19 protein-coding genes are annotated in these 24,705 nt (G+C 58.4%); 11 read left to right on the top strand and 8 right to left on the bottom strand.

What is annotated here, in order from left to right; translation table 11 throughout:
- Positions 1-8: 8 nt before the first annotated feature.
- From ACZ1HA_RS12980 to ACZ1HA_RS12965, 4 genes are all read right to left on the bottom strand, one after another.
- Positions 9-1,049, bottom strand: coding sequence for an NAD(P)-dependent oxidoreductase (locus tag ACZ1HA_RS12980; protein WP_472714180.1), 1,041 nt, complete (start codon positions 1,047-1,049; stop codon positions 9-11).
- Complete coding sequence (locus tag ACZ1HA_RS12975; RefSeq protein WP_472714179.1) at positions 1,046-1,855, bottom strand: carbohydrate ABC transporter permease; 810 nt, start codon at positions 1,853-1,855, stop codon at positions 1,046-1,048. Before ACZ1HA_RS12975 ends, ACZ1HA_RS12980 begins: the two co-directional genes overlap by 4 nt.
- Complete coding sequence (locus ACZ1HA_RS12970) at positions 1,855-2,742, bottom strand: carbohydrate ABC transporter permease (RefSeq protein WP_375230148.1); 888 nt, start codon at positions 2,740-2,742, stop codon at positions 1,855-1,857. The genes ACZ1HA_RS12975 and ACZ1HA_RS12970 overlap by 1 nt, the downstream gene beginning before the upstream one ends.
- Positions 2,743-2,839: 97 nt before the next feature.
- Complete coding sequence (locus ACZ1HA_RS12965; RefSeq protein ID WP_472714178.1) at positions 2,840-4,150, bottom strand: extracellular solute-binding protein; 1,311 nt, start codon at positions 4,148-4,150, stop codon at positions 2,840-2,842.
- Positions 4,151-4,404: 254 nt separating this feature from the next.
- Between ACZ1HA_RS12965 and ACZ1HA_RS12960 the strand changes: the two genes are divergently transcribed.
- The 4 genes from ACZ1HA_RS12960 (at position 4,405) to ACZ1HA_RS12945 (ending at position 12,124) form a co-directional block, all read left to right on the top strand.
- A complete protein-coding gene (locus tag ACZ1HA_RS12960; protein ID WP_472714177.1) occupies positions 4,405-4,821 on the top strand; it encodes a VOC family protein in 417 nt (138 codons plus the stop codon).
- Between the two features lie 473 nt (positions 4,822-5,294).
- On the top strand, positions 5,295-8,948 hold the full coding sequence (locus ACZ1HA_RS12955; RefSeq protein ID WP_472714176.1) for a CHRD domain-containing protein: 3,654 nt from the start codon (positions 5,295-5,297) through the stop codon (positions 8,946-8,948).
- Between the two features lie 63 nt (positions 8,949-9,011).
- On the top strand, positions 9,012-10,757 hold the full coding sequence (locus ACZ1HA_RS12950) for a type I secretion system permease/ATPase (RefSeq protein ID WP_472714175.1): 1,746 nt from the start codon (positions 9,012-9,014) through the stop codon (positions 10,755-10,757).
- Positions 10,754-12,124 carry an HlyD family type I secretion periplasmic adaptor subunit gene (locus ACZ1HA_RS12945; protein ID WP_472714174.1) on the top strand — a complete coding sequence of 457 codons (1,371 nt, stop codon included), beginning with the start codon at positions 10,754-10,756 and terminating at the stop codon, positions 12,122-12,124. Before ACZ1HA_RS12950 ends, ACZ1HA_RS12945 begins: the two co-directional genes overlap by 4 nt.
- Positions 12,125-12,136: 12 nt before the next feature.
- Here the strand turns inward: ACZ1HA_RS12945 and ACZ1HA_RS12940 are convergent, their stop codons facing one another.
- Both ACZ1HA_RS12940 and ACZ1HA_RS12935 read right to left on the bottom strand, forming a co-directional pair.
- On the bottom strand, positions 12,137-13,057 hold the full coding sequence (locus ACZ1HA_RS12940) for a LysR family transcriptional regulator (protein WP_472714173.1): 921 nt from the start codon (positions 13,055-13,057) through the stop codon (positions 12,137-12,139).
- Positions 13,058-13,233: 176 nt separating this feature from the next.
- Positions 13,234-14,118: a LysR family transcriptional regulator gene (locus ACZ1HA_RS12935; protein WP_472714172.1), complete on the bottom strand. Its 885-nt coding sequence runs from the start codon at positions 14,116-14,118 to the stop codon at positions 13,234-13,236.
- Between the two features lie 100 nt (positions 14,119-14,218).
- On the opposite strand from ACZ1HA_RS12935, the gene ACZ1HA_RS12930 reads away from it, so the two are divergent.
- Together ACZ1HA_RS12930 and ACZ1HA_RS12925 are read left to right on the top strand one after the other, a co-directional pair.
- Entirely contained in the window at positions 14,219-14,926 is a 708-nt protein-coding gene (locus ACZ1HA_RS12930; RefSeq protein WP_472714171.1) for a type 1 glutamine amidotransferase domain-containing protein, read from the top strand.
- An 11-nt stretch (positions 14,927-14,937) separates the two neighbouring features.
- A complete protein-coding gene (locus ACZ1HA_RS12925; protein WP_472714170.1) occupies positions 14,938-15,642 on the top strand; it encodes an SDR family oxidoreductase in 705 nt (234 codons plus the stop codon).
- An 85-nt stretch (positions 15,643-15,727) separates the two neighbouring features.
- Here the strand turns inward: ACZ1HA_RS12925 and ACZ1HA_RS12920 are convergent, their stop codons facing one another.
- Together ACZ1HA_RS12920 and ACZ1HA_RS12915 are read right to left on the bottom strand one after the other, a co-directional pair.
- On the bottom strand, positions 15,728-16,966 hold the full coding sequence (locus tag ACZ1HA_RS12920) for an L-rhamnose isomerase (RefSeq protein WP_472714169.1): 1,239 nt from the start codon (positions 16,964-16,966) through the stop codon (positions 15,728-15,730).
- Positions 16,967-16,995: 29 nt separating this feature from the next.
- Complete coding sequence (locus ACZ1HA_RS12915) at positions 16,996-19,098, bottom strand: bifunctional rhamnulose-1-phosphate aldolase/short-chain dehydrogenase (RefSeq protein ID WP_375230160.1); 2,103 nt, start codon at positions 19,096-19,098, stop codon at positions 16,996-16,998.
- 188 nt (positions 19,099-19,286) lie between these two features.
- Here ACZ1HA_RS12915 and ACZ1HA_RS12910 point away from each other — a divergent pair, with 188 nt between their 5' ends.
- From ACZ1HA_RS12910 to ACZ1HA_RS12890, 5 genes are all read left to right on the top strand, one after another.
- Positions 19,287-20,087, top strand: coding sequence for a DeoR/GlpR family DNA-binding transcription regulator (locus tag ACZ1HA_RS12910; protein WP_375230161.1), 801 nt, complete (start codon positions 19,287-19,289; stop codon positions 20,085-20,087).
- 38 nt (positions 20,088-20,125) lie between these two features.
- Entirely contained in the window at positions 20,126-21,127 is a 1,002-nt protein-coding gene (rhaS, locus tag ACZ1HA_RS12905) for a rhamnose ABC transporter substrate-binding protein (protein ID WP_472714168.1), read from the top strand.
- A 75-nt stretch (positions 21,128-21,202) separates the two neighbouring features.
- Positions 21,203-22,741 (top strand): sugar ABC transporter ATP-binding protein, encoded by a 1,539-nt coding sequence (locus tag ACZ1HA_RS12900; protein WP_472714167.1) that lies wholly within the window; start codon positions 21,203-21,205, stop codon positions 22,739-22,741.
- A complete protein-coding gene (locus tag ACZ1HA_RS12895) occupies positions 22,741-23,724 on the top strand; it encodes an ABC transporter permease (protein WP_472714166.1) in 984 nt (327 codons plus the stop codon). The genes ACZ1HA_RS12900 and ACZ1HA_RS12895 overlap by 1 nt, the downstream gene beginning before the upstream one ends.
- The gene (locus ACZ1HA_RS12890; protein WP_472714165.1) at positions 23,721-24,704 is read left to right on the top strand and encodes an ABC transporter permease; all 984 of its coding nucleotides are present in this window, start codon (positions 23,721-23,723) and stop codon (positions 24,702-24,704) included. The genes ACZ1HA_RS12895 and ACZ1HA_RS12890 overlap by 4 nt, the downstream gene beginning before the upstream one ends.
- Position 24,705 lies beyond the last annotated feature (1 nt).

The following is a 24,705-nucleotide window of genomic DNA, read 5'->3' as shown; positions in this document are numbered from 1 at the left end:
GTTCTCCCTTATCCCGCCGCCAATGGTGCGCGGATGATCTTTCTTACTGTCTCGGGTGACGCCGGCTGCAGCTGACGCTGATCAGAGCCTGCGAGAATTGCACGGACATCGTGCAGGATCATGTCGCCGATCGGGTGGCGTCCGCCCTCCACTGCGGCTGCGCGGTGCGGCGACCAGATCACGTTTTCTGCCTGCCGGAAGCCCGCCCGCTTTGGAACAGGTTCAGCCGGGAACACGTCGCTGGCCACCCGGATACGCCCGGCTTCGGCCGCTTCGACAAGCGCGTCGAAATCCACCAGATGCGACCTGCTGATCACAACAACCAGTGTGCCGCGTGGCATGCTTTCGATCAGTGTACGCGAAACGAGGTGATGGTTTTCCTCCGTGGGCGTCGCCGCGATTACGACCAGCCGGTTCTGCGTGACGACACGTTCGAGATCGTGGAACCCGACCCCGTCAAAGGTCGCGCCCGACGCCCTGAGCCAGGGGTCGTAAGCATCAACGCGCGGCGCAAACGGAGCCAGCAGGCGGACGCATTCCTGCGCAATGGACCCAAAGCCGACAAACCCGATCCGCTGTCCATAGAGCGAAAAGTCTTTACCTGTGTTGTCGTTGAACCAGCGCTCGCTGCCCGCCCGGAACCGTTCGTGCTCATCCACAATGCCCCTGCATCCGGCGATCATCAGACCAAGGGCCATTTCGGCCACCGACTGCCGGAAACCCGGCGCGCATGACAGTACTTCTACCCTGCGGTCAAAGCAGGCCTCATAATCGAGGCCGGTCTGAAATGTGCCTGAGACCTCAATCACAGCTTTCAGATCCGGAGCCCTGGCCAGGTCATCCCGGCTCAGCTCCGGTTTTGCGGCAACCACAAACTGAGCATCGGGCAACCGGCTGAGAAAATCCGCCCGGTCCATAGGCCAGTTTACCCCACCATGAATGTCGCACAGTGTGCCCAGTTCCTCGAAAGCCGCAGGGCGGAAAAGCTCTTCTACCTGCCGGAAATGCTGATCCAGGATGAGCAGGGGATTGGAAACATGGGACCTCATTTTACTGCTCCTGCGGTCATGCCGCGTACAAAGTGCCGCTGGAAAAACAGGAACAGAAGAACAACAGGAATGGCCATAATGACGGTGCCGCTGGACAGCCCCGTGACATCACGTGTCATTGTTCCCTGGAAATTCAGCAGGCCGACAGAAAGCGTGCGCATCCCGTCCTGGGTCATCAGAAGCAGCCTGAGCAGCAGATCATTCCAGCTCCACAAAAACTCCAGCAGCGCGGTCGTTACGACAGCCGGTGTTGCAATCGGCATCACAACCCTGCGGTAGATCTGAAATTCGGTTGCCCCATCGATGCGGGCCGCTTCGTGCAGCGCTTTCGGGACACCGGCGAAGTAAGAAGAGAACATGAAGATGAAGATTGATACTGCAAGAGCAAGGTCCGCAAAGATGACCCCGAGATGTGTGTTGAGCAGGCCAAATGACCGCACAATCTGAAAGAGCGGCAGCACAATGGCGGTCACCGGGATCATCAGGCCGATCAGAAACAGAATCTGCAGAAATACTTTCCCACGGAACTCTATGAACACCATCGCATAAGCCGCGAGCGAGGCGATGCCGATCATCACGACAGCATCGATGACTGAGATGATCAGCGTGTTGAGGAAATAGCGGCTGAAACCGCCATCCGTCCAAACGCGGACATAATGCTCAAAGGTCATGCTGATCGGGGGATACCACGGCGGGTTCACAAGCTCAGTTGTTGGCTTCAGCGACGTAAAAACCGTCAGGATCAATGGCGAGACCATCAGAATGGCAATCACGCCCAGGATGAACAGCAGGATCCAGCGACCCATTACCGGTCCTCCCTGTTCTGTATCTGCATGTAGAAAATGGTCGCGATGCTGACGATCACCAGAAGCGCCACACCGATGGCGGAGCCGTATCCGTACTGGTTCTCAAGTGCGCCGCGTTTGTACATGTAGGTTGAAAGAATTTCGCTGAACCGGATCGGGCCGCCCTGTGTCGTAGCCCAGACGATGTCGAATACTTTGAACGATTGCGTGAGGGTCAGTATGAAGACCACCGCCGTCACAGGGCGCAGAGCGGGCATCGTGACATAGCGGAAGGATTGCAGCGGGTTCGCGCCATCCACGCGCGCGGCTTCATAAAGGTCTTCGTCCACGGCCTGCAGCCCAGCCAGAAAAATGATGACGCTCAGTCCGATGGTCGACCAGCTGTGGGCAAAGGCGAGGGCGTATAGCACTGCGTCGGGGCTGCCCAGCCAGGGGGTGGCAAAAGCACCGAGGCCAATGTTTTCGAGCACCTGGTTTATCACGCCGGCAGGCTGGTACATCCAGCGCCAGATCGTCGCTACGGCCATCGGTGAAATCACGACCGGCAGAACGATACAGGTCTGAATGAGCAGCCGGGCTTTCCAGACCCGTGCGAGCATTGCCGCGATCACCAGGCCCAGTCCCACGTTTATGACGATGATGACGCCGGACCAGACAAAGGTGTTCCGAAAGGCCTCCCAGAAGATTTTGTCCGAGAAGAGGCGCTGGTAATTCTCCAGCCCGACAAAGTTCTTTTCGGGGCTGATCCCGTCCCAGTCAGTAAAGGAGTACTCCAGTACCGAATACGTCGGATAGATCGCAAAGACGATATAGATCGTGAGGGCAGGCAACAGGAACAGAACAGGGTTCAGGCGCTGTGCAAGTTTTGAATCCGGGTCCGGAAACATATCTGATCTCCTGTCGCCAAATGACGCGATAACTGAAGTCCGGTTTGCCCGCGCCGGAACGGGAGAACCCCGCGGGCAGACCGTTCAGGCTGCAGGTCTACTGCTCTGCGATACCGCCCGGCAGCATGATCTCTCCGGCCTCTTTGGCCGCAGTCCATGCAGACTGCATTTCGGAGGTAAATTCCTCTGGCGTCATGACGTCCAGCAACAGCGCCTGCAGGCCATCATAGGACACTGTCGTCAGACTTCCCGGTGTGATGGTGTCGAGGAAAGCGGGGACCGACCCATTCCCTGCATGTTCATCCGCGCTCTTCCAGATTTCCACCGCAAGAGCGGGCATCTGTGCGTCAGCCAGCGCTTCGTCGAGTGGACCCACCGGAACGGTCCCTGCATTCAGAAGAGCTGTGCGGCCTTCATTTGAGGCAAACATGTAGTTCATAAAGTCAACGGCCGCTTCCTTGTTTTCGGAGCTTTCGCGGATGTACCAGCCGCTGCCGATAGAATTAGTCGGGTGAATGCTCTGGCCGTCTTCAAAGGGTGGCACTGCGAACACGCCGAAGTCACCGATCCGGTCTCCGGCGGCTTCCGTTCCGCCCCCGATGACCCATGGCCCGGTGAAGGTCATCGGCACTTCGCCAGCCCAGAAACGGTCCATCAGTTCACCGTAGCCGATTGCCACGGGGGTTGGCCCGAACCAGCCCGCCTGTCCCATTTCCTGCAGCTTTGCGGATGCCGCCACAAAGGGGGCATCTGTCCACGCACCTTCGCCAAACAGCACGTTCTCAATACCTTCCGGACCTGCGTAGCGGCCGAACATCATCGACTGCCAGTGAGAAACCGGCCATTTGTCCGCCGCCCCGAGACCAATGGGCGTATCGTATCCGGCGGCCTGCAAGGCAGCCACGGCAGCTTCCATTTCTGCCCATGTGCCGGGAACAGAGATGCCGTTTTCAGCAAATATGGCTTTGTTGTAGAACATGCCCGTGGTCTCGACCTCGTTGCCGAAGGCCCAGAGCTTCCCGTCACTGGATGTCTGAACGACGATGCCTTCAGGTATTGTGCCGGACCAGTTGTTTTCAAAATATGCGCCCGTCAGATCTGCAACGAGCCCACCGGCAATGAGAGCAGCGGGTTGGCCGGGGCCTGTGCCGAAGGAGAAAAGGTCAGGCCCTTCGCCCGCAGAGAGAGCCGGGATTAGGGCGGGATTGAAAAGGTCGGACGAGTTTTTGACCACAGTGACCGTGACATCTGCGTGCTGAGCGCTGTAGGCCGCTGCGAGCTCATCATAGATATTGGTCTGACCCGGTTCCCCGGCCACCCAGACGACGACCTCCGATTGCGCGAAAGATGTTGCCGGCAATGCGCACAGCGCACCTGCGAGCAATCCGTGTTTGACGAATGTTTTCATGTTTTCCTCCCAGAAACGCGTGATTCCTTTAAAAATGTATACGATTACATAAAAATGTAAACGAATACATTTTGTGTGGTGTTTCTAGTGTGTGTTCTGGTGTCCGCGCGCCAATTGCCGAAAAACCTGTTTTGAAACGCAAAAAGTCGGTAAGGCCTGAACTTATCAATCGCCGTTTTAAGGGTCGCCGAGAGAAGGCTGGATGGCGTTACGACAAGCAGTTCAGAGCATTCGCAGAAAAGAGAGCAAGGCTGATGATCGCATATGTGTCTGTCGGTGCCGATGATATCGAAGGTGCAAAAGAGTTCTATTCCGCATTCCTGCCCGCGCTGGGGTTTCAGTTCTCGGAAGGACCAGAGGGTCTGAGCTATACGCCGCCGACAGCTCCTGGCCAGTCGGTCGTTCCTCCCGATTTCTACGTGAAGCCGCCGTTTGATAGCGGGGCGGCGTCTGCTGGAAATGGTTCCATGGTCGCTTTCGAGGCGCGCAGTCAGCAAATGGTTCGCGACCTGCACGCGGCAGCGCTTGCCGCTGGCGGGTCGGACGAAGGCCAGCCAGGCTTTCGTGCGTCATATGGGGCGCATTTCTATGTTGGATATCTGCGTGACCCACAGGGCAACAAGGTCGCCTTGTTTTCCAGCAATCCGGACGAACCAGGGCGCGACGACTGAACCTTCGGCAGCGATTACCCGGGTTGCCAGGGCAAATCTTTCTTGTCAGCGGAGTTCGCAATCAATCCGGCGATTGGAATGAGTTCCTGCTGGCGCATATTGGTCCAGCACGTCGTGCGCTTTGTAAAGCCATGCTCTTCAGGGGTGGGTCGCCCGGCGCCCTCTGAAATACGGATGTCACGCCAAAAAGACTGCACCGGATCCCATATTTTGCGTTCAAATACGGCGACGTTTTCGTGAACAGGCGAGAACGAATAAATACCAGTCGTCTAAAGAAATTTATTAACGCACTGTTTTAAATAAAATATTTTAATCACCTCTTCACGTGAGCCGTGACTATTTGCTTTCGCTATACGGGGTATTCGGAGGAAGAATTTCAAACCCGCAGGATGATCCGCACTTGGTAAAGCGGCAGAGAGGCCACGGTTCCGGTCTGATCTCTGCTGAAACCAGAACTCAAGCGGAGATCACCCATGCTTTCCGAAATTCTCGCCAGTCTGCGCGCCAGACTACTGACTTCATCAACGCTTTCTCAGGAAACCGTCCGTGACGGACAGGTCCTGACCAACGGCTTTTTTCAGAGTACAATTGTTGACAACACTCCTGCATTCATCCTGAACAATGATTTCGCGCGTCTGATCAACTTTGGACAGATCGAAACGAATGACGCACCTGCCGCAGTGCTGGCAGATGCCGAAGAGCTCCAGATCTTCAATTTCCGCACCGGTAGTATCGATGCAGATGGCGATGTTGCCACCGGTATTGAGGTAACGGATGGCTCCAGCGCGGACATCCGCAACTTTGGCAGCATTGCCGCTGAGCTGAACGGTGTTGAGTTCAGCGGAGCGGGCAGTTCGGGCACGCTCGACAACTTCCGTGGCGGTGTCATCTCTTCTGACAGCCGCGCAGTCGAAATCGAAGGCGACGGCATCAGTGTCCGCAACTTTGGTGACATCATCGGTACCGGCGATCAGCGCAACGGTACAATCTACACAAATGCCACGGCGGAAAACGTCAGCATCAGCAACTTCTCAGGCGGCACAATCGACGCAGGCGCAGACAACAGCGGGGCAGGTATCTCGCTTCAGGTCGGTGACGAAATCGGCGATGTGGTGTCGAATGCCATCTTCAACGGCTTTGGCGCCACAATCCAGGGCCGTGGCCAGGAAGCCGCGAACACAGGCGGCGCGGGCGATGGCATCCGCATCGACGACGGCGCGGAAGGGGCTGTTTCGGACACTGATATCGTCAACAGCGGTCTGATCTCGTCGGAAAGCAATCAGGGCACCGCAGGTGGTATCCGTATCGCCGACGGTGCTTCCGCCGAAGGCCGCATTCTCAACACCTCAACCGGTGTAATCGAGGGTGTTCGCAACGGTCTTTACATCGGCGAAGGTGATCACGATCTTGATGTGCTGAACTTTGGCACGATCCAGTCCGGCAGCCGTGCGGTGAACATCGACGGTACAGGCGTTGATCTGCTCAACGGCGGCGACATCCTTGGCACAGGCGACCAGCGCAATGGTACAGTCTACGCCGACGGAACAGCCGATGATTTCTCTGTGTCTAACATCGCCAGCGGTACAGTTGATGCCGGCGAAGGCAACCAGGGTTCCGGTTTTGGCGCAGAGATTGGTGGCGCTGAGGATGGTGCCAACACATTCAGCCTTGAAAACTCCGGCACAATCCAGGGCCGCGGAAACGCTGCAGCCGGTACGTCGCTTGCTGGTGACGGTGTGCGCATCGGGAATGTCGGCAACACCGGCACAACGGACGCCGCGATCACCAACTCCGGCTCGATCCTGTCCGAAGGGGCGAATGGCACTGTCGCTGGTGTCCGGGTCGTCAATGGCGTGAATTTCCAGGGCACACTGACCAACTCCGGCACAATCGCCGGTGTTCAGAACGGTGTCTACTTTGGAACGGGCGATCATTCCGGCGGTTCGTTTGTGAACTCCGGGGTCGTGTCATCGGACAGCCGCGCGGTGAACATCGACGGTGAAGGGCTTGAGGTTGTGAACTCCGGCTCCATTCTTGGCACCGGCGACCAGCGCAATGGCACCGTGTACGCGGATGGCACTGCTGACAACTATACCTTCACAAACTCTGGTCTGGTGGATGCCGGGTCTGGCAACGACGGATCGGCAGTTTCGCTGCAGACCGGCAATGTGGATGGGGACGTTGTTTCTGCTGCTATCTTCAACAGCGGCACGTTCCAGGGTCGTGGCGACGCAACCGAAGGCAACACTGTCGGTGATGGTCTGCGTCTCTTCAGCAACCAGGAAGATGCTGGTTTTGCCGGTCTCGTTCAGAACGACGGCCTCATTGCCGGTTCTGAAGACAGCGACGCCGCTGCAGGTATCCGGATTGACGGCGGGCTGGGTCTTCTGGGCGCTATCGTGAACGACGGCGAAATCAGAGGCTCCGTAAACGCCATCGACGCGACCGAAGCAGGTGATGTGACATTCGTCAACGATGATGAAGGTTTGGTAAATGGTAATGTGTTGCTTGGTGCCGGAGACGACATCGTGGTCGACCTTGGTCAGATCAACGGTGTCGTCGACGGCGGCGCGGGTGACGATGTTCTGATCGCCGGTGAGGGTGACAATGTCATCGTCGGTGGTCTTGGCAACGACTTCATCGAAGGCGGCGCGGGTTTCGATACTGCTGATTTCTCGGATCTGGATGTTGCGGTGACCGTCAGTCTTGACGCGAACGGCAACGGAACAGCCACCCGCGAAACAGGGTTCTCTGTAACGGTTCAGGATGTGGTTGTCGGTGCTTCGCTGCAACCCACAGAAAACATCGATGATGCGGACGGATTTGTGCAGGAGGCCCTGAACGGGAACCTCTACTACAACATCCACACAGCCGACTTCCCGGGTGGCGAAATCCGTGGACAGTTCGAAGTGGTAGGCGATAACGGTTCCGGACACGACCGGGTTATCGAGCTCGTTGCATCGCTTGATGCAAGCCAGGAGCCTGCACCGAACACGTCAGACAGTGAGGCCACCGGTGAAGCGACCCTGACGATCTCGTTCAATGAGGAAGGCGAAGTTCTCTACTCCTCAGAGCTGAGCGTCACTGGCCTGAATGAGGCGGATCTGCTCACACCGGGACCCGGAGGTGTTTCTGCAATTCACCTGCACAATGCGCCTCTTGGGATCAACGGCCCGATCGCTCAGGACACTCTGGTGGATGCGGGCGGTACGCTGGATGCAGCATCACCAACCGGTGTGTCAGGTCTCGATGTCATCGCCGAAGTGGTCGAAACGGACGTTCTCAGCTCAATCGAGCGCGTGGTCGGCTCCGGCGACAGCGATACGGTCGACCTGAGCAGCTTCAATGGAGTGACTGTCGACCTGGACCTCAGCGCCCCGGCGCCGAACCCGGCTGCGACAGGCGGAGAGGGTCCGCAGGACGGTGCCATCATCGTGGACGGGGACATTGCAATAGAGGTGGATGACTTCGAAAACGTCATCGGTTCCTCGGGCGATGACCTGATCCTCGGCAACAATGAGTTCAACGTTCTGTTTGGTGGGGCTGGCAATGACGCCATTCATTCCTTCGGTGGCGCGGACATCATTGATGGCGGGGCAGGGACAGACACTGCACTGTTCTCTGCGGGTCCGGGCGTCATTCTCGACCTTGACGAGGATGGGAACGGTGTTGCGCAGGTCAATGCGCCGGAGGGTGCAACGCTCGACCAGGTGTTCAACTTTGAGAACATCAATGGCTCGAACAACGCAGTAAGCCCGAACGGAGGCAACGACAACCTGTCGGGGAACTCCGGTTCCAACACGCTCAACGGTCAGGCTGGCGATGACATCCTGAACGGTGAAGGTGGTGATGACATCCTCATCGGCGGTGCGGGCGACGACATCCTGATCGGTGGTGAAGGCGCTGACACCTTTGCCTTCGGACCGGGCTTTGGCCGCGATGTGATCCAGGATTTCGAGCTGGGCGTCGACCGCCTCGACTTCAGTGACTTTGGTCCTGATTTCGCCGCTCAGGTGAGCGTCACGCAGAGCGAAAGCGGCGCGATGTTCTCCTTCGGCAGTGCCGGTGGGGTTGTCCTCGAAGGCGTCAGCGCAGCTGACCTGACCGACCACGACTTCATCGCCTGATCAGATCAATCCGGGGTGGCAGCTCAGGTTGCCACCCCTTCAGCCTGAAAAGAGATCACCATCATGTTTCAGAAAAAATCCACAGTTAAATCAGCATGGGGCAAGCTGCGCAGCGGCTTTGTCGCCATCGGCTTCTTCAGTATGATCCTCAACCTCCTGATGCTCGCAGGACCGCTTTATATGCTGCAGGTCTATGACCGCGTCCTCACCAGCCAGAATATGGACACTCTGATTGCCCTCAGCATCCTGCTGGGTGGTGTTTTCCTCGTCACCGGCCTTCTGGATCTGATCCGGATGCGTATTCTGAGCCGCCTCGGTGCGCGCTTTGAGCTGACGGTCGGTGCGCCCATTCTGCAATCTGCCATCCGGCGCCGGGTGCAGGGCGGTTCAGGTGCTGACAACCCGGCGGCAGACGTGAACGGTCTGCGTGATTTCATCTCCGGGCCCACACTTGTTGCATTCTTTGATGCCCCGTGGATTCCGCTCTATCTCGCGGTGCTTTACGTGCTGCACCCTTACCTCGGGGCACTGGGGCTCGCAGGGGCGACGCTTCTGACAGTTATGGCCCTTATCAACAATGGACGGTCCGCCGGCCTGATGCAGGAAACCGCTCAGGCGCGTGTCCGTTCAGACAGTTTGTTCACCGCTGGTGAGCAAAACGCAGAGCTCGTCCACGCCATGGGTATGACTGGTGATCTCGCCCGGCGCTGGGCAGCTCTGCAATTTCAGTCGCACCAGCTGAAAGCGCGTGTGTCCGACCGTCTGGCCGGGTTTTCGGTCATGTCGCGCACAATCCGCATGGCGCTCCAGTCCGGCATGCTGGGCCTCGGGGCCGCACTGGCGGTCACCGGACAGGCGACAGCAGGTGTGATGATCGCGGCGACAATTGTGCTGGCCCGGGCGTTGGCGCCCATCGACCAGCTGATCGGTCAGTGGCGGACGTTTCTGGCAGCCCGGGGGTCGTACAAATCTCTGCAGGCGCTGTCCGAAGCCTATCCGCAGGCAGAAAAACGACTTGCTCTGCCCCGGCCGCAGCTCACCCTGAATGTTGCAATTACCCAGGCCGGCCCGCCACTGGCGCAGAATGCAACCGTCGGGGGCATCGAGTTTTCACTGTCCGCCGGTGATGTGCTGGCCGTGATCGGTCACAGCGGATCGGGGAAATCGACGCTGGCCAGAATGCTGGCGGGGATCTGGATGCCGCAACGCGGAGCAATCCGGCTTGACGGCACCCCGATGGCCCGCTGGGACACCGAAGAACTGGGTCAGCTGATCGGATACCTGCCACAGGACGTGCAACTTTTTGACGGCACAATCCGCGAGAATATCGCCCGCTTCTCAACGTCGATCGACGACGGAAAAGTGCTGGCGGCAGCCCGGGCCGCAGACGTGCACGATCTGATCAGCGGCTTGCCCGACGGCTATTCAACGCTGATCGGCAACGGCTTTCACCTGTCTGGCGGCCAGCGGCAGCGGATAGCCCTGGCCCGGGCGCTTTATGACGATCCGTTTGTCCTCGTGCTGGATGAGCCGAACTCTGATCTGGATGCGCAGGGCGAACTGGCGTTGCGCAATGCGATCCGGGGGGCAAGCGAACGTGGTGCGATCACTCTCGTGATGACACATCGCCCCAGCACGCTCGAAGCCGTCAACAAGGTGCTCACACTCAGCCGCGGAACCCAGTCAGGCTTCGGTAACAAAGAGGACATTCTGCGCCCCGTGCAGCAGGCCACTGTGGCCGGCGCCAAAACCCCACAACTGGCCCGGCACGCTGTCGGACTGCCTTCTGAGAAAGGAATGGCACAATGAAACCCGCATTCGCAATAACACCGCATCAGGGCGTGCTGCGCCTCGAAGACTATAACCGTATCCAGAGCAAACCGGCCGGTGCCGGCATCGGATGGTTTGTCGCTCTGGGCCTGTTGGTGGTTTCCGGCTTTATCGGCGGTGCGGCCCATTGGGCGACGGTGTCGAAACTTGACGGTGCTGTGGTTGCTCCCGCGTCGTTCGTTGTTGAGGGAAACCGCAAGACCGTGGAACATCTTGATGGCGGCATCGTCAGCAATATCCTGGTGCGGAATGGTGATCTGGTTGAGGCCGGTCAGACGCTGCTGGAGCTGGACGGGACCGATCCCGGCGTTGAACTGGATGTGATTGCCGGTCAGATCGCCGATCTTTCGGTACGCCGCGCGCGGCTGATCGCCCAGTTGCAGAGTTCTGATACTTTTGACGAGGCGAACGTTGCAGCGACAATGAAAGTTGCCCTCGGGACTGCTGAATGGTTGCCGGCTTTTGCGACACAGAAGCTCCTCTTTGATACTGAACGGCGTTCCCGCGAGGCAGAAGCGGATCTGACCCAACAACGCATCGCCAATCTGGAGGATCAGCTGAGTGGGCTGAACGCACAGCGCGTATCCAATACCCGTCAGCTGGACATCACGCGGCAGGAACTGGCCAATCTGCAGACCCTGCTCGACAAAGGCCTGGTTGCCGCCGCGCGCGTCAATTCCCGCCGGGTGGAGGTGGAACGGCTGCATGGTGTGGATGCAGCGCTGCAGACTGAGGAGGCGCAGGCCCGGAACGCGATCAGCGAACTGCGCCTTTCCGAGATCGGAGCACGCACCCTGCGGGCTGAAGAGGCATCGACCGAACTGGCTGGGATAGAAGCATCTCTGGCGACGCTGGAGCCACAGTATCTCGGGGCGACTGAGCGTCTGAAGCGTGTGGCAATAACAGCACCTGTCAGCGGCCGGGTGGTTGAGATGACGGTATTCACATCAGGTGGAGTGATCCGGCCGGGAGAACCAATCCTTGACATCGTTCCCGTTGATCAGCCGCTGATCGTCGAGGCGCGGGTGAATACGGCAGACATTGAAAAACTCTTCATCGGTCAGTCTTCCCGCGTGCGTCTTTCGGCTTTTGATCAGGGCGATGTGCCTGAGGCAGAGGGGACCATTGTTGATATCTCCGCCGACAGCCTCGAAGACGAGCGCACCGGCGACTTTTATTATGTCGCGCGGGTTCAGCTCAACAAAACCCAGCCAGATGACATTGCAGGGCTGGAACTTGTCCCGGGCATGCCGGCCGACCTTTTTGTCAACACGGGCGAACGCACAGCGCTGAGCTATCTGACGCAACCTCTCAGCGACCGGATTGCCCGTACTTTTATCGAGTGATCCGAAACGGCGTCACGTCCCGAAAGTGGGCGTGACGCCTTTCGGTGGGTTTTCCAGAATATACGCACCGATCTTTGCAAGAAGTGGTTTGCGCGGGCAGTTCAGCCGGGAGGCGGCCCCCAGATTGCGCAGATGCCCCGGCGCCTCAAACGGAATGAAGGACATGGGCCAGTTGTCCGCACGAAACTGTTCTGCAGCCAGCGCCGACACGATCGTACAATCGTCAGAATGGCAGATGTGCCGGCAGATCGTCTCGAACCGAAGGGCGGTGAGATCAAATTTCTTGGAGGCTCGGGATTCCGGGCCGGGTGTCGGCAGCCGGGCTTCGAGATCGTAACCGAAGGAATGCGGCAACCGGATGAAGTCGTGTACCGGCACGTCCTCTGGCGTGACAGACGACAGCCCTTCGAGGGGGTGGCCCCTTCGCAGCGCCAGAAACAACGGCTCTTCCCAGATGGACGTGAACTCCAGGGTCGGGTTGTGATTGAGCCGCGCGACCAGCGCCACATCCAGCGTGTGATCCTCAACCATCTGCAGCATGTTCTGCGGCAGATCCTCGATCATCGTCACGCGCATGTCCGGAAATAGGGTGCTGAAAAGCTCGGAGAAATATTTCGTGAGATAAGGCGCCAGCGTCGGCGTGAGTCCAATATTAAACGGTACGGCCTCCGGATCACGATATTCCGTGGCCGTGTCCCTGATCCTTTGTGCGCCCTGCAGAACGTCCCGCGCGATTTCAGTGACTTTCAGACCACACGCTGTGGGGCGGACCTCGCCACTCAGGCGCAGAAAAAGATCGGTCCCAAGTTCCTTTTCCAGCTTCCGGATCTGGTTCGAAAGAGCCGGCTGCGAGACGTTGCAGTCTTCCGCAGCGGCGCTGAAACTGCCACGTCGCGCCACAGCAATTGCGTATTCCAGATCTCGCAGATTCATCTGACCTCGGGTCGTTGCCTGTTTTCGTCTTAGAAGAACACAGGCGGTGGCGGAAGAATTAACGTCCTGACGCACGCGTCTGTGATGCTTTGCGAGGACACGCGGAACCGCGTTTCGGCTTTACTGGCAGGGTTGGTGGCGTCCTGTTGAGATCACGCCCCGGCATTGTGGCGCATTCAGTCTTCCAGACTGCACAGGAGCAATTCCCGGGCGAATGCCACACGCGGATGTCGGAGGGATGACCTGGTCCAGGCAAGATAGAAGTGGTTAACCGGCGCATCGGCGACACCACGCAGCAGAGTGATCCTGCCGGATTGAAGGGCGTCTGAGCACAGATAATCCGGGATCACAGACCATCCGCTCCCGGTTTCTGCCAGGGCACGCAGCAACCGCAGGTCAGGCGCGGAAATCGCGGACACAATGCCGTCCGCGCTTATCCCGTTGGCCTGCAGCCAGTCCCTGATGAGCGGCAGGTCATTGTCATAGGCCAGCATGGGCTCGGCCAGCAAAGCAGCCCTCAGGTCCCTCGCGTCATTGATCCTGTCTGCGATCCCGGGAGCTGCAACCGCCAAAAGCTTTTCTGACCCGATGACCTGCGAGGCAATCAGGGGATGACCGGGGTCTGATGCAGTGAATGCAAGGTCAACCTCCCCGGCCGTCAGACGCTGATAGATCGACGACTTTCCCCCTGGGTGCAGACGGATATCCAGTCCGGATGCCTGCAGTGACCGCAGTGACGGCGCGACGCGCTCTGCCAGTAACTCCGCGGGCCCTGCCACGTGAACGACACCTGACAGGCTTGCTGACCGTGCTTTGGCCTGCGCCAGAGCTTCCTCCGCACGGTCAAGGCTGTCGCCGACCTGCGCAGCAAGATCTTCTGCAAAAGCGGTTGGCGAGACACCGCGTGACCTGCGCGTAAATAACTCCCGCCCGACCTGGGTTTCGAGCGTGGCGATATGCCCGGATACCGCAGGCTGGGTCAGGCCAAGGTTTCGCGCAGCCGCAGTAATCGACCGGCAACGGCAGACTTCGACAAAGGATCTCAGAACGGTCAGTGACATACTTTAGTATAAGAAAATTTATCCCTGATGGAAGCAAGGCTTTGGTTTTGTGATGCCGATGGCTGGTTATATGTGCCTCATGAAACTTAAGGAGGTTTACATGTCACAAAACAATATTCTGATCGTCGCGACTTCTGCCGGTTCAATGACCAATGGCGATGCGACCGGCATCTGGCTCGAAGAGCTGACAACGCCATACTACGCTTTTGTGGACAGCGGCGCGCGGGTGACCGTTGCCTCTGTCAGGGGTGGTGCGATCCCGGTCGATGACCGCAGTCTTGCGCCCCGGGGCGAAAACGACGCATCTGTTGAACGATACTTGGATGATCCTGCAGTACAGGCTCTGATTAGCGACAGTGTTCCGCTGTCGGCAGTGTCGGATCAGGTCGGAGCCTTTGATGCAGTGTTCCTGCCCGGTGGGCATGGCACCATGTTTGACTATCCGCAGAACCGCGAGCTGGCGGAACTGATCGAACGCTTTGATCAGCAGGGTAAGGTGGTCGCGGCGGTCTGCCACGGACCGGCAGGGCTGACCGGTGCCCGGAAGCCTGATGGCACACCGTTTGTGGCGGGCCGGACGATCGCGGCCTTCACAGACAGCGAGGAGCACGCTGTCGGTCTGCAGGATGCAGTGCCGTTCCTTCTGGAAACGAAACTGCGGGAACTGGGGGCCGAACTGTCCACGGCTCCCGATTTTCAGGCGCATGCCGTGCGGGACGTGCGGCTTGTGACCGGTCAGAACCCCGCATCAGCGACAAAGACGGCGGAGCTGGTCATGGCGGCGCTGACGGTCGGACAGGCCGCGTGAAGAAAGAAATAATGATGGGAAAGATCATACTGATTACAGGTGCGTCCTCCGGTATTGGCGAAATATGTGCAAGGTTCGCGGTGAAAGCCGGTCACAAGGTGGTTCTGGCGGCGCGCCGGACGGACAGGCTTGAGGCTCTGGTAGAAGAGTTTGGTCCACAGAACGCGCTCGCGGTGTCCTGCGATGTTACCAGTGCCGAGGATCAGGAACGCCTGGTGGACGAAGCCGTCGCACGGTTTGGCCGGCTTGATGTTGTCATGGCGAATGCTGGCCTCGGTGCCTCGCAACGGGGCACCGAGGCGGGTGATACGGACAGTTTCCGCAAGATGATTGAGGTCAACTGTCTCGGCGTCACCTACACTGCCAAATACGCAATGCCGCACCTGAAAGCATCCGGCGGGCATCTGGTCCTGGTAGGGTCGCTGGCCGCTCAGGGTACGGTCTGGGGATCGGTCTATTCGGCGACCAAGTGGTTTGTGCGCGGATATGCCGACAATCTGGGGGCCGAACTGGGGGATGCCGGCGGGCGCGTGACCTGCCTTCATCCTGGCATGACGGACACGCCATTTTTTGACAGCCCGAAACCCGCAGGATTGCGGCCTGAATACATCGCACGGGCGTTTATCTATGCGATCGAACAGCCCCCGCACGTCTGGATCCCGCATCTGCCGGTTTACCCAAGGCCGCAAAAGCCGTTCTCGGATCAGCATCACTGAGTTGCTGACGTGCTGGAAACTGACGCATTGAAAAAGCCCCGGCAGCAATTGACGCTCAGAATGCCGCGCTGGCGTCCGACCCGGGTTACCCGCGGCTGGACACGCGCTTCTGATATGTGTCCAGTTCCTTTTGCAGCACCAGACCGGTCGGACGATCAGTGCGCGCGCAGAATTCGGACCATACCGCCCCGAAAGGCAGATCGCGGAATTCTTCGGTCAGAATGAGGCGGGTTGTGAAATCCAGATTGGTCTCTGCCTGGCGTAACCGTTCCATGGGTGTCAGCAGCGCGCGCAGCAAAGCCTTTTGCATGTTGCGCGTGCCGATCACCCACGCAGCTGTGCGGCTGATCGTGGCGTCAAAGAAATCAAGCCCAATGAATGTTCTGTCGAGCAGATCGGCGCTGACAAGTTCGTGCGCCATTGCAAGGATCGCGTCATCCAGCAGAATAACATGATCGCTGTCCCACCGCATGGGGCGCGATACGTGCAACAGGATCTGATCCAGCGAAACAGCAACAGCGCTCAGTTTGTCTGCGATATTCTCGGTCGGGTGAAAATGGCCCATGTCCAGACAGAGCAGGATGCTGTTGCGCAGCGCATATCCCATGTAGAATTCATGGCTTCCGACGGTGCAGGCCTCGACCCCGATACCAAAGAGTTTTGATTCAACGGCATCCCGCATCTGGCGCGGATCCTGTTCGGGGGCCAGCATTTCATCGAGCGAGCGCGCGAGCCTCATGCGCGCTGCCATCCGGTCCACGGGCACATCCTTAAAACCGTCCGGCACCCAGATGTTGTTGACACAGGGCGACCCAAGCTCTTTGCCCATCCGGGCGGCGATGTCGCGCGTCCGCCTGCCATGTTCCACCCAGAATTCGCGGATGCCCGCGTCAGGATGAGCAAGGGTCAGATTGTCGTCGGCCTTTTCGTGGGCAAAGAACGTCGGGTTGAAATCAAGGCCGATGCCCTGGCTACGTGCCCAGTCCACCCAGGGTTCAAAGTGCCGGTATTCCAGCGCGTCCCGGTCGGGTGCTTCGTCCGTGTCGGGGTACATCGCATGCAGGTTCAGACGGTGTCGTCCCGGGATCATGGAATAGGCGAACTCCAGATCGGCGCGCAGTTCGTCAGGGGTGCGCGCACGGCCCGGATGATTGCCTGTCGCCTGAATGCCGCCGCCGGATGAGCCTGTTCTGGTCTCAAACCCGACCACGTCATCGCCCTGCCAGCAGTGCATCGAAATCGGGATGTCCTTCAGCCGCTCCAGGGCGGTTTCGGTGTCGACACCCCATTCTGCGAAAGCGGCTTTCGCGCTGTCATAGCTCATCGTCGCCTGCTCCTTCTCTTTGTACCGGCTCAGCGTGTGAAGGCCTGAACATTGCCGGAATCGACATTGATAATGTTGCCTGTGGACTTGGCAGATGTATCGGCCGCAAAGAAATAACAGGCTTCGGCGATGTCTTCAGGGAAAACAGAGCGTTTGAGCATTGACCGTTGCCTGTACATCTCCTCCAGCCCCTCTTTGTCTGTGCCATAGGTGTCAGCCCGCTGTTCAAGCCATTCGCCTTCCCAGATGCGCGAACCGCGCAGGACCGCGTCAGGGTTCACCACATTCACACGAATACCGGCCTCTGCTCCCTCCAGTGCCAGGCATCGCGCCAGATGTATCTCGGCTGCCTTGGCGGTGCAGTAGGCGGAAGCATTCGGTGAGGCCGCGAGGCCATTTTTGGACGCCACAAAGACAACAGAGCCGCCGATGTCCTGCGCGCGCATCATGCGGAATGCTTCCCGGCTGACCAGGAAATAACCTGTATTCAGGATGTCCATATTCCGGTTCCAGAGTTCGAGCGTGGTCTCCTCAACCGGTGCCGAAGTCGCAATGCCTGCGTTTGACACAAGGATATCGAGGCCGCCGAATTCAACGGCTGTCTCTGCCATCGCCGCGATGACCGCGTGCTCATCGGTAACGTTCATTTCCACGGAACGTACAACATCAGGGCCAAAGGCCTGGGCCAGGCTGTCACGTGCAGCGTTCAGCGCGTCTGCATTGATGTCCGCGAGCATAACGCAGGCGCCTTCCTCAAGGTATCTGCGGGCTGTCGCCGATCCGATGCCACCTGCACCGCCGGTGACCAGTGCAACGCGCCCGGCCAGCGATTTGGGTTTCGGCATACGCTGCAACTTGGCTTCCTCAAGGAGCCAGTATTCAATGTCAAAGGCTTCCTGTTCCGGCAATCCGCAGTATTCGCTGACAGCTGTTGCGCCGCGCATCACATTGATCGCGTTCACATAGAACTCGCCGGAAATCCGCGCTGTCGCTTTGTCCTTTGCAAAGGTGATCATTCCAACGCCTGGGATAAGGTACACAACCGCATTGGGATCACGCATCGCCGGGCTGTTTTCCCGTCTGCAGCGTTCATAATAGGCTGCATAGTCGTCCCGATAGGCTGCGACCTGATCAGCGAGGCCGTCCACGACGGCGCCGGTGTCGCCCTCAGCAGGGTCAAAGCCAATGACCAGCGGGCGGATCTTGGTGCGCAGGAAATGGTCCGGACAGGATGTGCCGAGGGCCGCGAGCGGCTCAAGCTGTTCTGAGTTCACGAACTCGAGCACAGGGTCGCTGTCGTTGAAATGGCCGGTCATATGCTGGTTGCCACTCACGAACCCGCGGATGGCAGGCATCAGACGTGCGGCAACGGCGCGCCGTTCTGCAGCGGGAAGGCTTTCGTGACGCTGACCCCCGAATGCTGGTTTGTCACCTGCCTGTTCTGCCAGCCAGGCTGTTGCAATGTTGATCACTTCAATCGTGGTGTCGTAACAGTCTTTGGCGGTGTCGCTCCATGTGAAAAGCCCGTGGCTTTCCAGGATGACACCGTCCGCTTCGGGGTTGTTGCGGCAGAATTCTTCAAGCCACAGGCCCAGCTCATACCCAGGCCGTTTCCAGGGAAGCCAGCCGATCCGGCTGCCAAAAATCTTCTGTGTCAGCGCTTTGGAACTGGCGGAAGCCGCAATAGCAATAATTGCATCCGCATGCACATGATCGACATGCCGGCGCGGCACATATGCATGCAACGGTGTGTCAATCGAGGCAGCGCGCGGATTGAGACGAAAAGTGCAGTGGGGCAGGTAGCCCACCATTTCATCCTCAAATTCCACGCCACGATACAGGTTTTTGAGCGCGTGCAGCTTATCCATGTAGAGCGTTGCAAAGCCATCGCGTTTCATGGAGCCGATGTCCCCGCCGGACCCTTTGACCCAGAGCACTTCGGTGTCTTCGCCGGTCAGCGGGTCCGTTTCGAGCACTTTGGCTGAGGTGTTTCCGCCGCCGTAGTTTGTCACCCTTTTGTCTGCGCCCAGAATGTTGGAGCGGTACAAAAGCAGGTCTGACTCGCTCATTCCTGATGCGGTTTCTTCATCCCAGCGATTTTCAAGAAGCTGTTTTTCCAAGGTTTTCAGCATCTGTGTCTCCCCGCCCAGCGGTTTTCATCGTGATTGCGTATGGCTTCAAGCCTGATTGGCGCACAGGTGAATGTCAATCAATTTCAATCATAAAACGTCATGCTGCGATGCAGAATGATTGTAAATGATCATTTTTGATTGACAGGTTGCGCGAATCTGAGCAGGCTCAGGCATCAGGGGAGGTGCATATGCACGAAAAGGAACGTCATCGGATTATTCTGTCAGCTGTTGAGGACAGGCCTGTGGTTACGGTCGTTGACCTGTGCAATCTGACGGGCGTTTCTGAGGCAACGATCCGCCGGGACATCGCGACGCTGCATATGAACAAGCAGCTCCGCCGGGTGCGGGGTGGGGCTGAGGCCATCACGCCGCCGCAGTTCGTGGGGCTCGCCGGGCGTACCTTTGCCGTCAACGAAACCATGCGTATTGCCGAAAAGCAGGCGATTGCGCGCGCGGCTGTGGAGTTGTGCGCGGACGGGGACCCGATTATCATCAACGGAGGGACAACTACCTTCCAGATGGTGCATCCGCTGGCGTCGCGCCGGTGTCAGATTTTTACCAACAGCTTTCCGATCGCCGAGCATCTGCTGAAGCATTCCAAGAATACGATCATGCTGTCCGGCGGGGCGATCTACCGGGAGCAGAACATCATCCTGTCGCCTTTCGACAATGACGTTACGCGTAACTTTTATGCGCGCCGTATGTTCATGGGCGCGCAGGGCCTCGGCCCGCTGGGTCTTATGGAAGCGGATCCCCTGCTTATCCAGGCCGAACAGAAACTCATAGGCCAGGCTGATGAACTCGTTGTGCTGGTGGACAGCACCAAGTTTGAGCAGCGCTCAAGTCTTGTTCTCTGCGCGCTGGACCGGATCACAACGGTGATCACCGACGAGGGTATCTCGGACAAAGCCGCCGCCATGCTGGACGCGGCAGATGTGAATCTGATCGTGGCGCAGTCCGGCGCCGGACAGGAAGAGGCGGCGTCGTAAGCGGCCCGGAACAACAACTGAATAAGAGGAGGAAACAAATGAAACGTCGGAATTTCGGAGCGCTGGTCGCGGGGGTGAGCCTCGCTGCTGGCCTGATGGGGACAAGTGCGATGGCGCAGGACGATATGCGCATTGCCCTTGTGGTAAAGGCGCTTGGCATCGGCTTTTTTGAAGCTGCTGCAGAAGGCGCTGAAGAAGCTGCCAAAGAGCTTGGCGGAGTAGAGATCATTTACACCGGTCCTACAGACACGACCGCCGAGGGGCAGATCGAGGTGATCAATTCCCTGATTGCGCAGGGCGTTGATGCCATTGCGATTTCCGCGAATGACCCGGATGCGGTTGCACCGGCGCTCAAGCGCGCAATGCAGCGCGGCATCACGGTGATCAGCTGGGATTCTGGCGTATCCGAAGAGGGTCGGATGATGCATCTCAATCCTTCGTCCAATGCGCTGATCGGCAATATGATCATCAAGTTGGCCGCCGATCACCTGCCAGAGGGCGGTGAAGTGGCCGTGCTGTCCGCATCGGCCACAGCGACAAACCAGAACATCTGGATTGATGAAATGAACAAGGTCATGGGCGATTACTCCGGAATTGACGTTGTTGCGACTGTTTATGGTGATGACCTCGCGGATAAATCCTACCGCGAGGCGCAGGGCCTGATGCAGTCATATCCGGATCTTGATGCCATCATCGCCCCGACGTCCGTGGGTATCGTTGCGGCAGCGCAGGCGGTTGCCGACGCTGGCAAGATCGGTGAGGTCAATGTCACCGGTCTTGGTCTGCCCTCAGAAATGGCAGGCGCAATCGAAAGCGGCGCGTCGCAGTCTTTCGCCATCTGGAACCCGATTGATCTGGGTTATTCGGCAGCAATGATCGCCCATGCGCTGGCTACAGGTGCTGCCACGGCGGAACCCGGAGCGGAAATACCCATGGGGCGCATGGGTGCGGTGACACTGGACGATACCAACTCTGCCGCGATGGCTGATCCGTTCGTTTATGACGCATCGAACATCGACCAGTTCAAATCGATCTTCTGATCGGACCGACGGGCCCGGCGCACAGCAGCACAGTGTGCCGGCCCCCGCTTCGCAGGCTACAGGACGGCGATGTTGATGCAGGTACACCAGAAACAGGCTGATCCCGTTGCTCACAGTGCCGCGCCGGTTCTGGCGCTGAAAGGCATTACCAAGACATTCCCTGGTGTCCGTGCTCTGTCAGACGTGTCGCTCAACCTCTCTGCGGGAAAAGTTACCGCGCTTGTTGGCGAAAACGGTGCCGGAAAATCGACAGTCGTGAAAATCCTGACCGGCATCTATCAACCGGATGGCGGTGAGATTCTGGTGGATGGAGCCCCGACAGCTTTTCCATCGGCGCATTCGGCCGGGGCGGCGGGCGTCACGGCCATCCATCAGGAAACAGTGCTTTTTGATGAATTGTCTGTGGCCGAGAATATTTTCCTGGGCCATGCCCCACGCGGACGGTTCGGTTTGATTGACACGGCCCGTATGTCAGCAGAAGCCGTGCGCATTCTCTCAGACATAGGCGCTGATATTGATCCCGCTGCGCGCCTGAAAGATCTGGGGATCGCAAGCAAACATCTTGTGGCCATCGCGCGGGCGCTGTCGATTGATGCGCGTGTTGTCATTATGGATGAGCCGACCGCCGCGCTGAGCCAGAAAGAAATCGAAGAGCTCTACGAGCTCATCGAAACCCTCAGAACCCAGGGCAAAGCAATCCTGTTTATCAGCCATAAGTTTGATGAGATTTTCCGCATTGCGGATCAGTACACCGTCTTCCGCGATGGTGAACTCGTGGGCGACGGCGACATCGGCGATGTGTCTGAGGCCGACCTCGTCCGCATGATGGTCGGCCGGGACGTAAGTCAGATTTTCCCGGAACGGGAACACAACATCGGTGCAGAAGTCCTGCGGGTGGACGGCTACAAGCACCCGACAGAGTTCGCAGACATCGGTTTTTCACTGCGGCGGGGCGAGATCCTGGGGTTCTACGGTCTGGTCGGTGCGGGCCGGTCGGAATTCATGCAGTCGCTCTTTGGAATTACGCGCCCTTCAAGCGGACATGTAATGATTGACGGCGCGCCTGTTTCTGTCAGATCGCCAGCTGATGCGGTGAATAACGGTATCGTTTATGTGCCGGAGGATCGTGGCCGGCAGGGAGCGATCACGGCGCTCCCGATTTTTCAGAATGTCACATTGCCGTCTCTGAGCAGGACATCGCGCAACGGTTTTCTGCGCCTGGCGCAAGAGTTCAGGCTTGCGCGGGAGTACATCAGTCGTCTCGATCTGCGCGCGGCATCTCTGGACACCAGCGTGGGTAATCTGTCCGGGGGCAACCAGCAGAAGGTGGTCATTGCCAAATGGCTGGCGACGCAGCCCAAAGTCATCATTCTCGATGAGCCAACCAAAGGTATCGATATCGGCTCAAAGGCTGCCGTGCACGAATTTATGGCGGAACTGGCGTCACAGGGGCTTGCCGTGATCATGGTCAGCTCGGAAATCCCCGAAATTCTCGGCATGTCCGACCGCGTTATTGTGATGCGCGAGGGGCGCATCGCGGCGGAACTTGCGGGTGAAGAGCTGACACCGGAAACTCTTGTCCGGCATGCAGCCGGTATCCGAAAGCAGGTGTGATGCTCAAACGCCTGATGACATCCCGCGAAAGCCTACTGTGCGCTGCGATCATCCTGCTGCTCGTGTTGATCTCCACACGGTTTCCCGCATTTGCGGCTCCATCCAATCTGGCCCGTGTTTTCAACGATACGTCTCCCCTGATCCTTCTGGCGATCGGGCAGATGATTGTGATCCTGACCAAATGCATCGACCTCAGTGTCGCTGCCAATCTCGCACTGACCGGCATGGTCGTTGCCATGATCAATGTGGCGGCACCAGGCCTGCCGGTACCGGTCATTATTGCTGTTGCCATCGGGCTTGGAACCTTTCTGGGCATGATCAATGGTCTTCTGGTATGGAAACTCGCCATTCCGCCCATCGTGGTGACGCTGGGCACCATGACTATTTTCCGTGGGATCATTTTTGTGATTTCGGACGGCAAATGGGTCAACAGCCACGAGATCAGCGATCCCTTCAAGGCGTTCACACGGGCAGAATTTCTCGGCCTGCCCACCATGAGCTGGATCGCCCTTGCTGCCGTCGGCCTTTTTTCGGTCGTCATGAGCCGCACAACACTCGGTCGTGCGTTTTATGCTGCCGGCGGCAATCCGCACGCGGCCACCTATGCCGGAATAAATGTGGGCCAAAGCCAGTTCTGGGCTTTCACGATTTCCGGCGCGCTTGCTGGCCTGACGGGGTACCTCTGGGTCTCTCGCTACGCGGTTGCCTATGTCGATCTTGCCGGTGGTTTTGAGCTTGATGTGGTTGCCGCCTGTGTGATCGGCGGTGTCGCGATAATGGGCGGTGTCGGTACGGTCGCCGGTGCAATGCTGGGTGCGCTTTTTCTTGGCGTCATCAAGAATGCGCTGCCGGTGGTGGATATCTCGCCGTTCTGGCAACTCGCAATTTCGGGTGGGGCAATCATCATCGCCGTGGCGCTGAACGCACAGGCCAGCCGCGAAAAGGGCCGGATCATTCTGAAACCCACGGAGCCATCAGCATGACAACCACTCCGAGGCAGATCCCCGACCGGCTCCGCTCTCCCTTTGAGCGGCATCTCAAAAGCTGGGAGAGCCTGCTGATCTGCGTTGCTGTTGCAATCTTTGTCGCCAACAGCTTCGCATCTCCCTATTTCCTGAACGCGTGGAACCTGTCTGACGCAACCTTCAATTTCACTGAAAAAGCGATGATCGCTTTTGCGATGGCGCTGCTGATCATCGCGGGCGAGATTGACCTGTCTGTCGCATCCATTATCGCACTTGCGTCCACCGCCATAGGGGCCGCCGTTCAGTTCGGTGTGGACACGCCGGGTCTGGTTTTGATCGGGCTCGCTGTTGGTATCCTGTGTGGTGCGTTTAACGGCTTTCTGGTCACGGTGATGGGACTGCCTTCCATCGTGGTCACCATCGGCACGATGAGCTTCTTTCGCGGGATCAGCTATATTGTGCTGGGTGATCAGGCCTATCGTGGATACCCGCCGGACTTTGCATTCTTTGGTCAGGGCTACGTCTTCTGGGTGATATCTTTCGAATTCGTGCTCTTTGCCGTTCTCGCTGCGATCTATGCAGTGCTGCTGCATAAAACCAATTTCGGGCGGGCAGTTTATGCGGTGGGCAATAACGCAACCGGCGCCCTGTTTTCCGGCATCCGAGTTGCCCGCGTGAAGTTCATCCTGTTTTTGCTCACGGGTCTGATGTCCGGTATTGCGGCGGTCTGTCTGACCTCGAGGCTGGGCTCAACGCGGCCATCCATTGCATTCGGCTGGGAGCTGGAGATCGTCACCATGGTTGTCCTCGGTGGCGTCAGCATTCTGGGCGGGGCAGGGTCCATCCCCGGTGTTGTGATCGCGGCCTTTGTTATGGGCATGGTGACGTTCGGTCTTGGTCTGCTCAACGTGCCGGGCATTGTCATGTCCATTGTGATCGGTGCGCTGCTGATTTCGGTCATCGCACTGCCGCGGCTCTGGGACAGGCTGAGAGGGTGAT

The sequence above is a fragment of the Roseobacter sp. S87 genome (assembly GCF_055693285.1).
Note: the sequence above shows the minus strand (reverse complement) of the source record. Positions and strands in the feature narration are given on the sequence as shown.

What these genes read in the sequence shown, in the direction of transcription:
- ACZ1HA_RS12900 (WP_472714167.1), top strand. Translation starts at nt 21,203, where the DNA reads ATGCAGGTACACCAGAAACAGGCTGATCCCGTTGCTCACAGTGCCGCG.
- ACZ1HA_RS12925 (WP_472714170.1), top strand. Translation starts at nt 14,938, where the DNA reads ATGATGGGAAAGATCATACTGATTACAGGTGCGTCCTCCGGTATTGGC.
- ACZ1HA_RS12950 (WP_472714175.1), top strand. Translation starts at nt 9,012, where the DNA reads ATGTTTCAGAAAAAATCCACAGTTAAATCAGCATGGGGCAAGCTGCGC.
- ACZ1HA_RS12910 (WP_375230161.1), top strand. Translation starts at nt 19,287, where the DNA reads ATGCACGAAAAGGAACGTCATCGGATTATTCTGTCAGCTGTTGAGGAC.
- ACZ1HA_RS12955 (WP_472714176.1), top strand. Translation starts at nt 5,295, where the DNA reads ATGCTTTCCGAAATTCTCGCCAGTCTGCGCGCCAGACTACTGACTTCA.
- ACZ1HA_RS12940 (WP_472714173.1), bottom strand. Translation starts at nt 13,057, where the DNA reads ATGAATCTGCGAGATCTGGAATACGCAATTGCTGTGGCGCGACGTGGC.
- ACZ1HA_RS12890 (WP_472714165.1), top strand. Translation starts at nt 23,721, where the DNA reads ATGACAACCACTCCGAGGCAGATCCCCGACCGGCTCCGCTCTCCCTTT.
- ACZ1HA_RS12935 (WP_472714172.1), bottom strand. Translation starts at nt 14,118, where the DNA reads ATGTCACTGACCGTTCTGAGATCCTTTGTCGAAGTCTGCCGTTGCCGG.
- ACZ1HA_RS12965 (WP_472714178.1), bottom strand. Translation starts at nt 4,150, where the DNA reads ATGAAAACATTCGTCAAACACGGATTGCTCGCAGGTGCGCTGTGCGCA.
- ACZ1HA_RS12895 (WP_472714166.1), top strand. Translation starts at nt 22,741, where the DNA reads ATGCTCAAACGCCTGATGACATCCCGCGAAAGCCTACTGTGCGCTGCG.
- ACZ1HA_RS12915 (WP_375230160.1), bottom strand. Translation starts at nt 19,098, where the DNA reads ATGCTGAAAACCTTGGAAAAACAGCTTCTTGAAAATCGCTGGGATGAA.
- ACZ1HA_RS12920 (WP_472714169.1), bottom strand. Translation starts at nt 16,966, where the DNA reads ATGAGCTATGACAGCGCGAAAGCCGCTTTCGCAGAATGGGGTGTCGAC.
- ACZ1HA_RS12975 (WP_472714179.1), bottom strand. Translation starts at nt 1,855, where the DNA reads ATGGGTCGCTGGATCCTGCTGTTCATCCTGGGCGTGATTGCCATTCTG.
- ACZ1HA_RS12970 (WP_375230148.1), bottom strand. Translation starts at nt 2,742, where the DNA reads ATGTTTCCGGACCCGGATTCAAAACTTGCACAGCGCCTGAACCCTGTT.
- ACZ1HA_RS12930 (WP_472714171.1), top strand. Translation starts at nt 14,219, where the DNA reads ATGTCACAAAACAATATTCTGATCGTCGCGACTTCTGCCGGTTCAATG.
- ACZ1HA_RS12960 (WP_472714177.1), top strand. Translation starts at nt 4,405, where the DNA reads ATGATCGCATATGTGTCTGTCGGTGCCGATGATATCGAAGGTGCAAAA.
- ACZ1HA_RS12980 (WP_472714180.1), bottom strand. Translation starts at nt 1,049, where the DNA reads ATGAGGTCCCATGTTTCCAATCCCCTGCTCATCCTGGATCAGCATTTC.
- rhaS (WP_472714168.1), top strand. Translation starts at nt 20,126, where the DNA reads ATGAAACGTCGGAATTTCGGAGCGCTGGTCGCGGGGGTGAGCCTCGCT.
- ACZ1HA_RS12945 (WP_472714174.1), top strand. Translation starts at nt 10,754, where the DNA reads ATGAAACCCGCATTCGCAATAACACCGCATCAGGGCGTGCTGCGCCTC.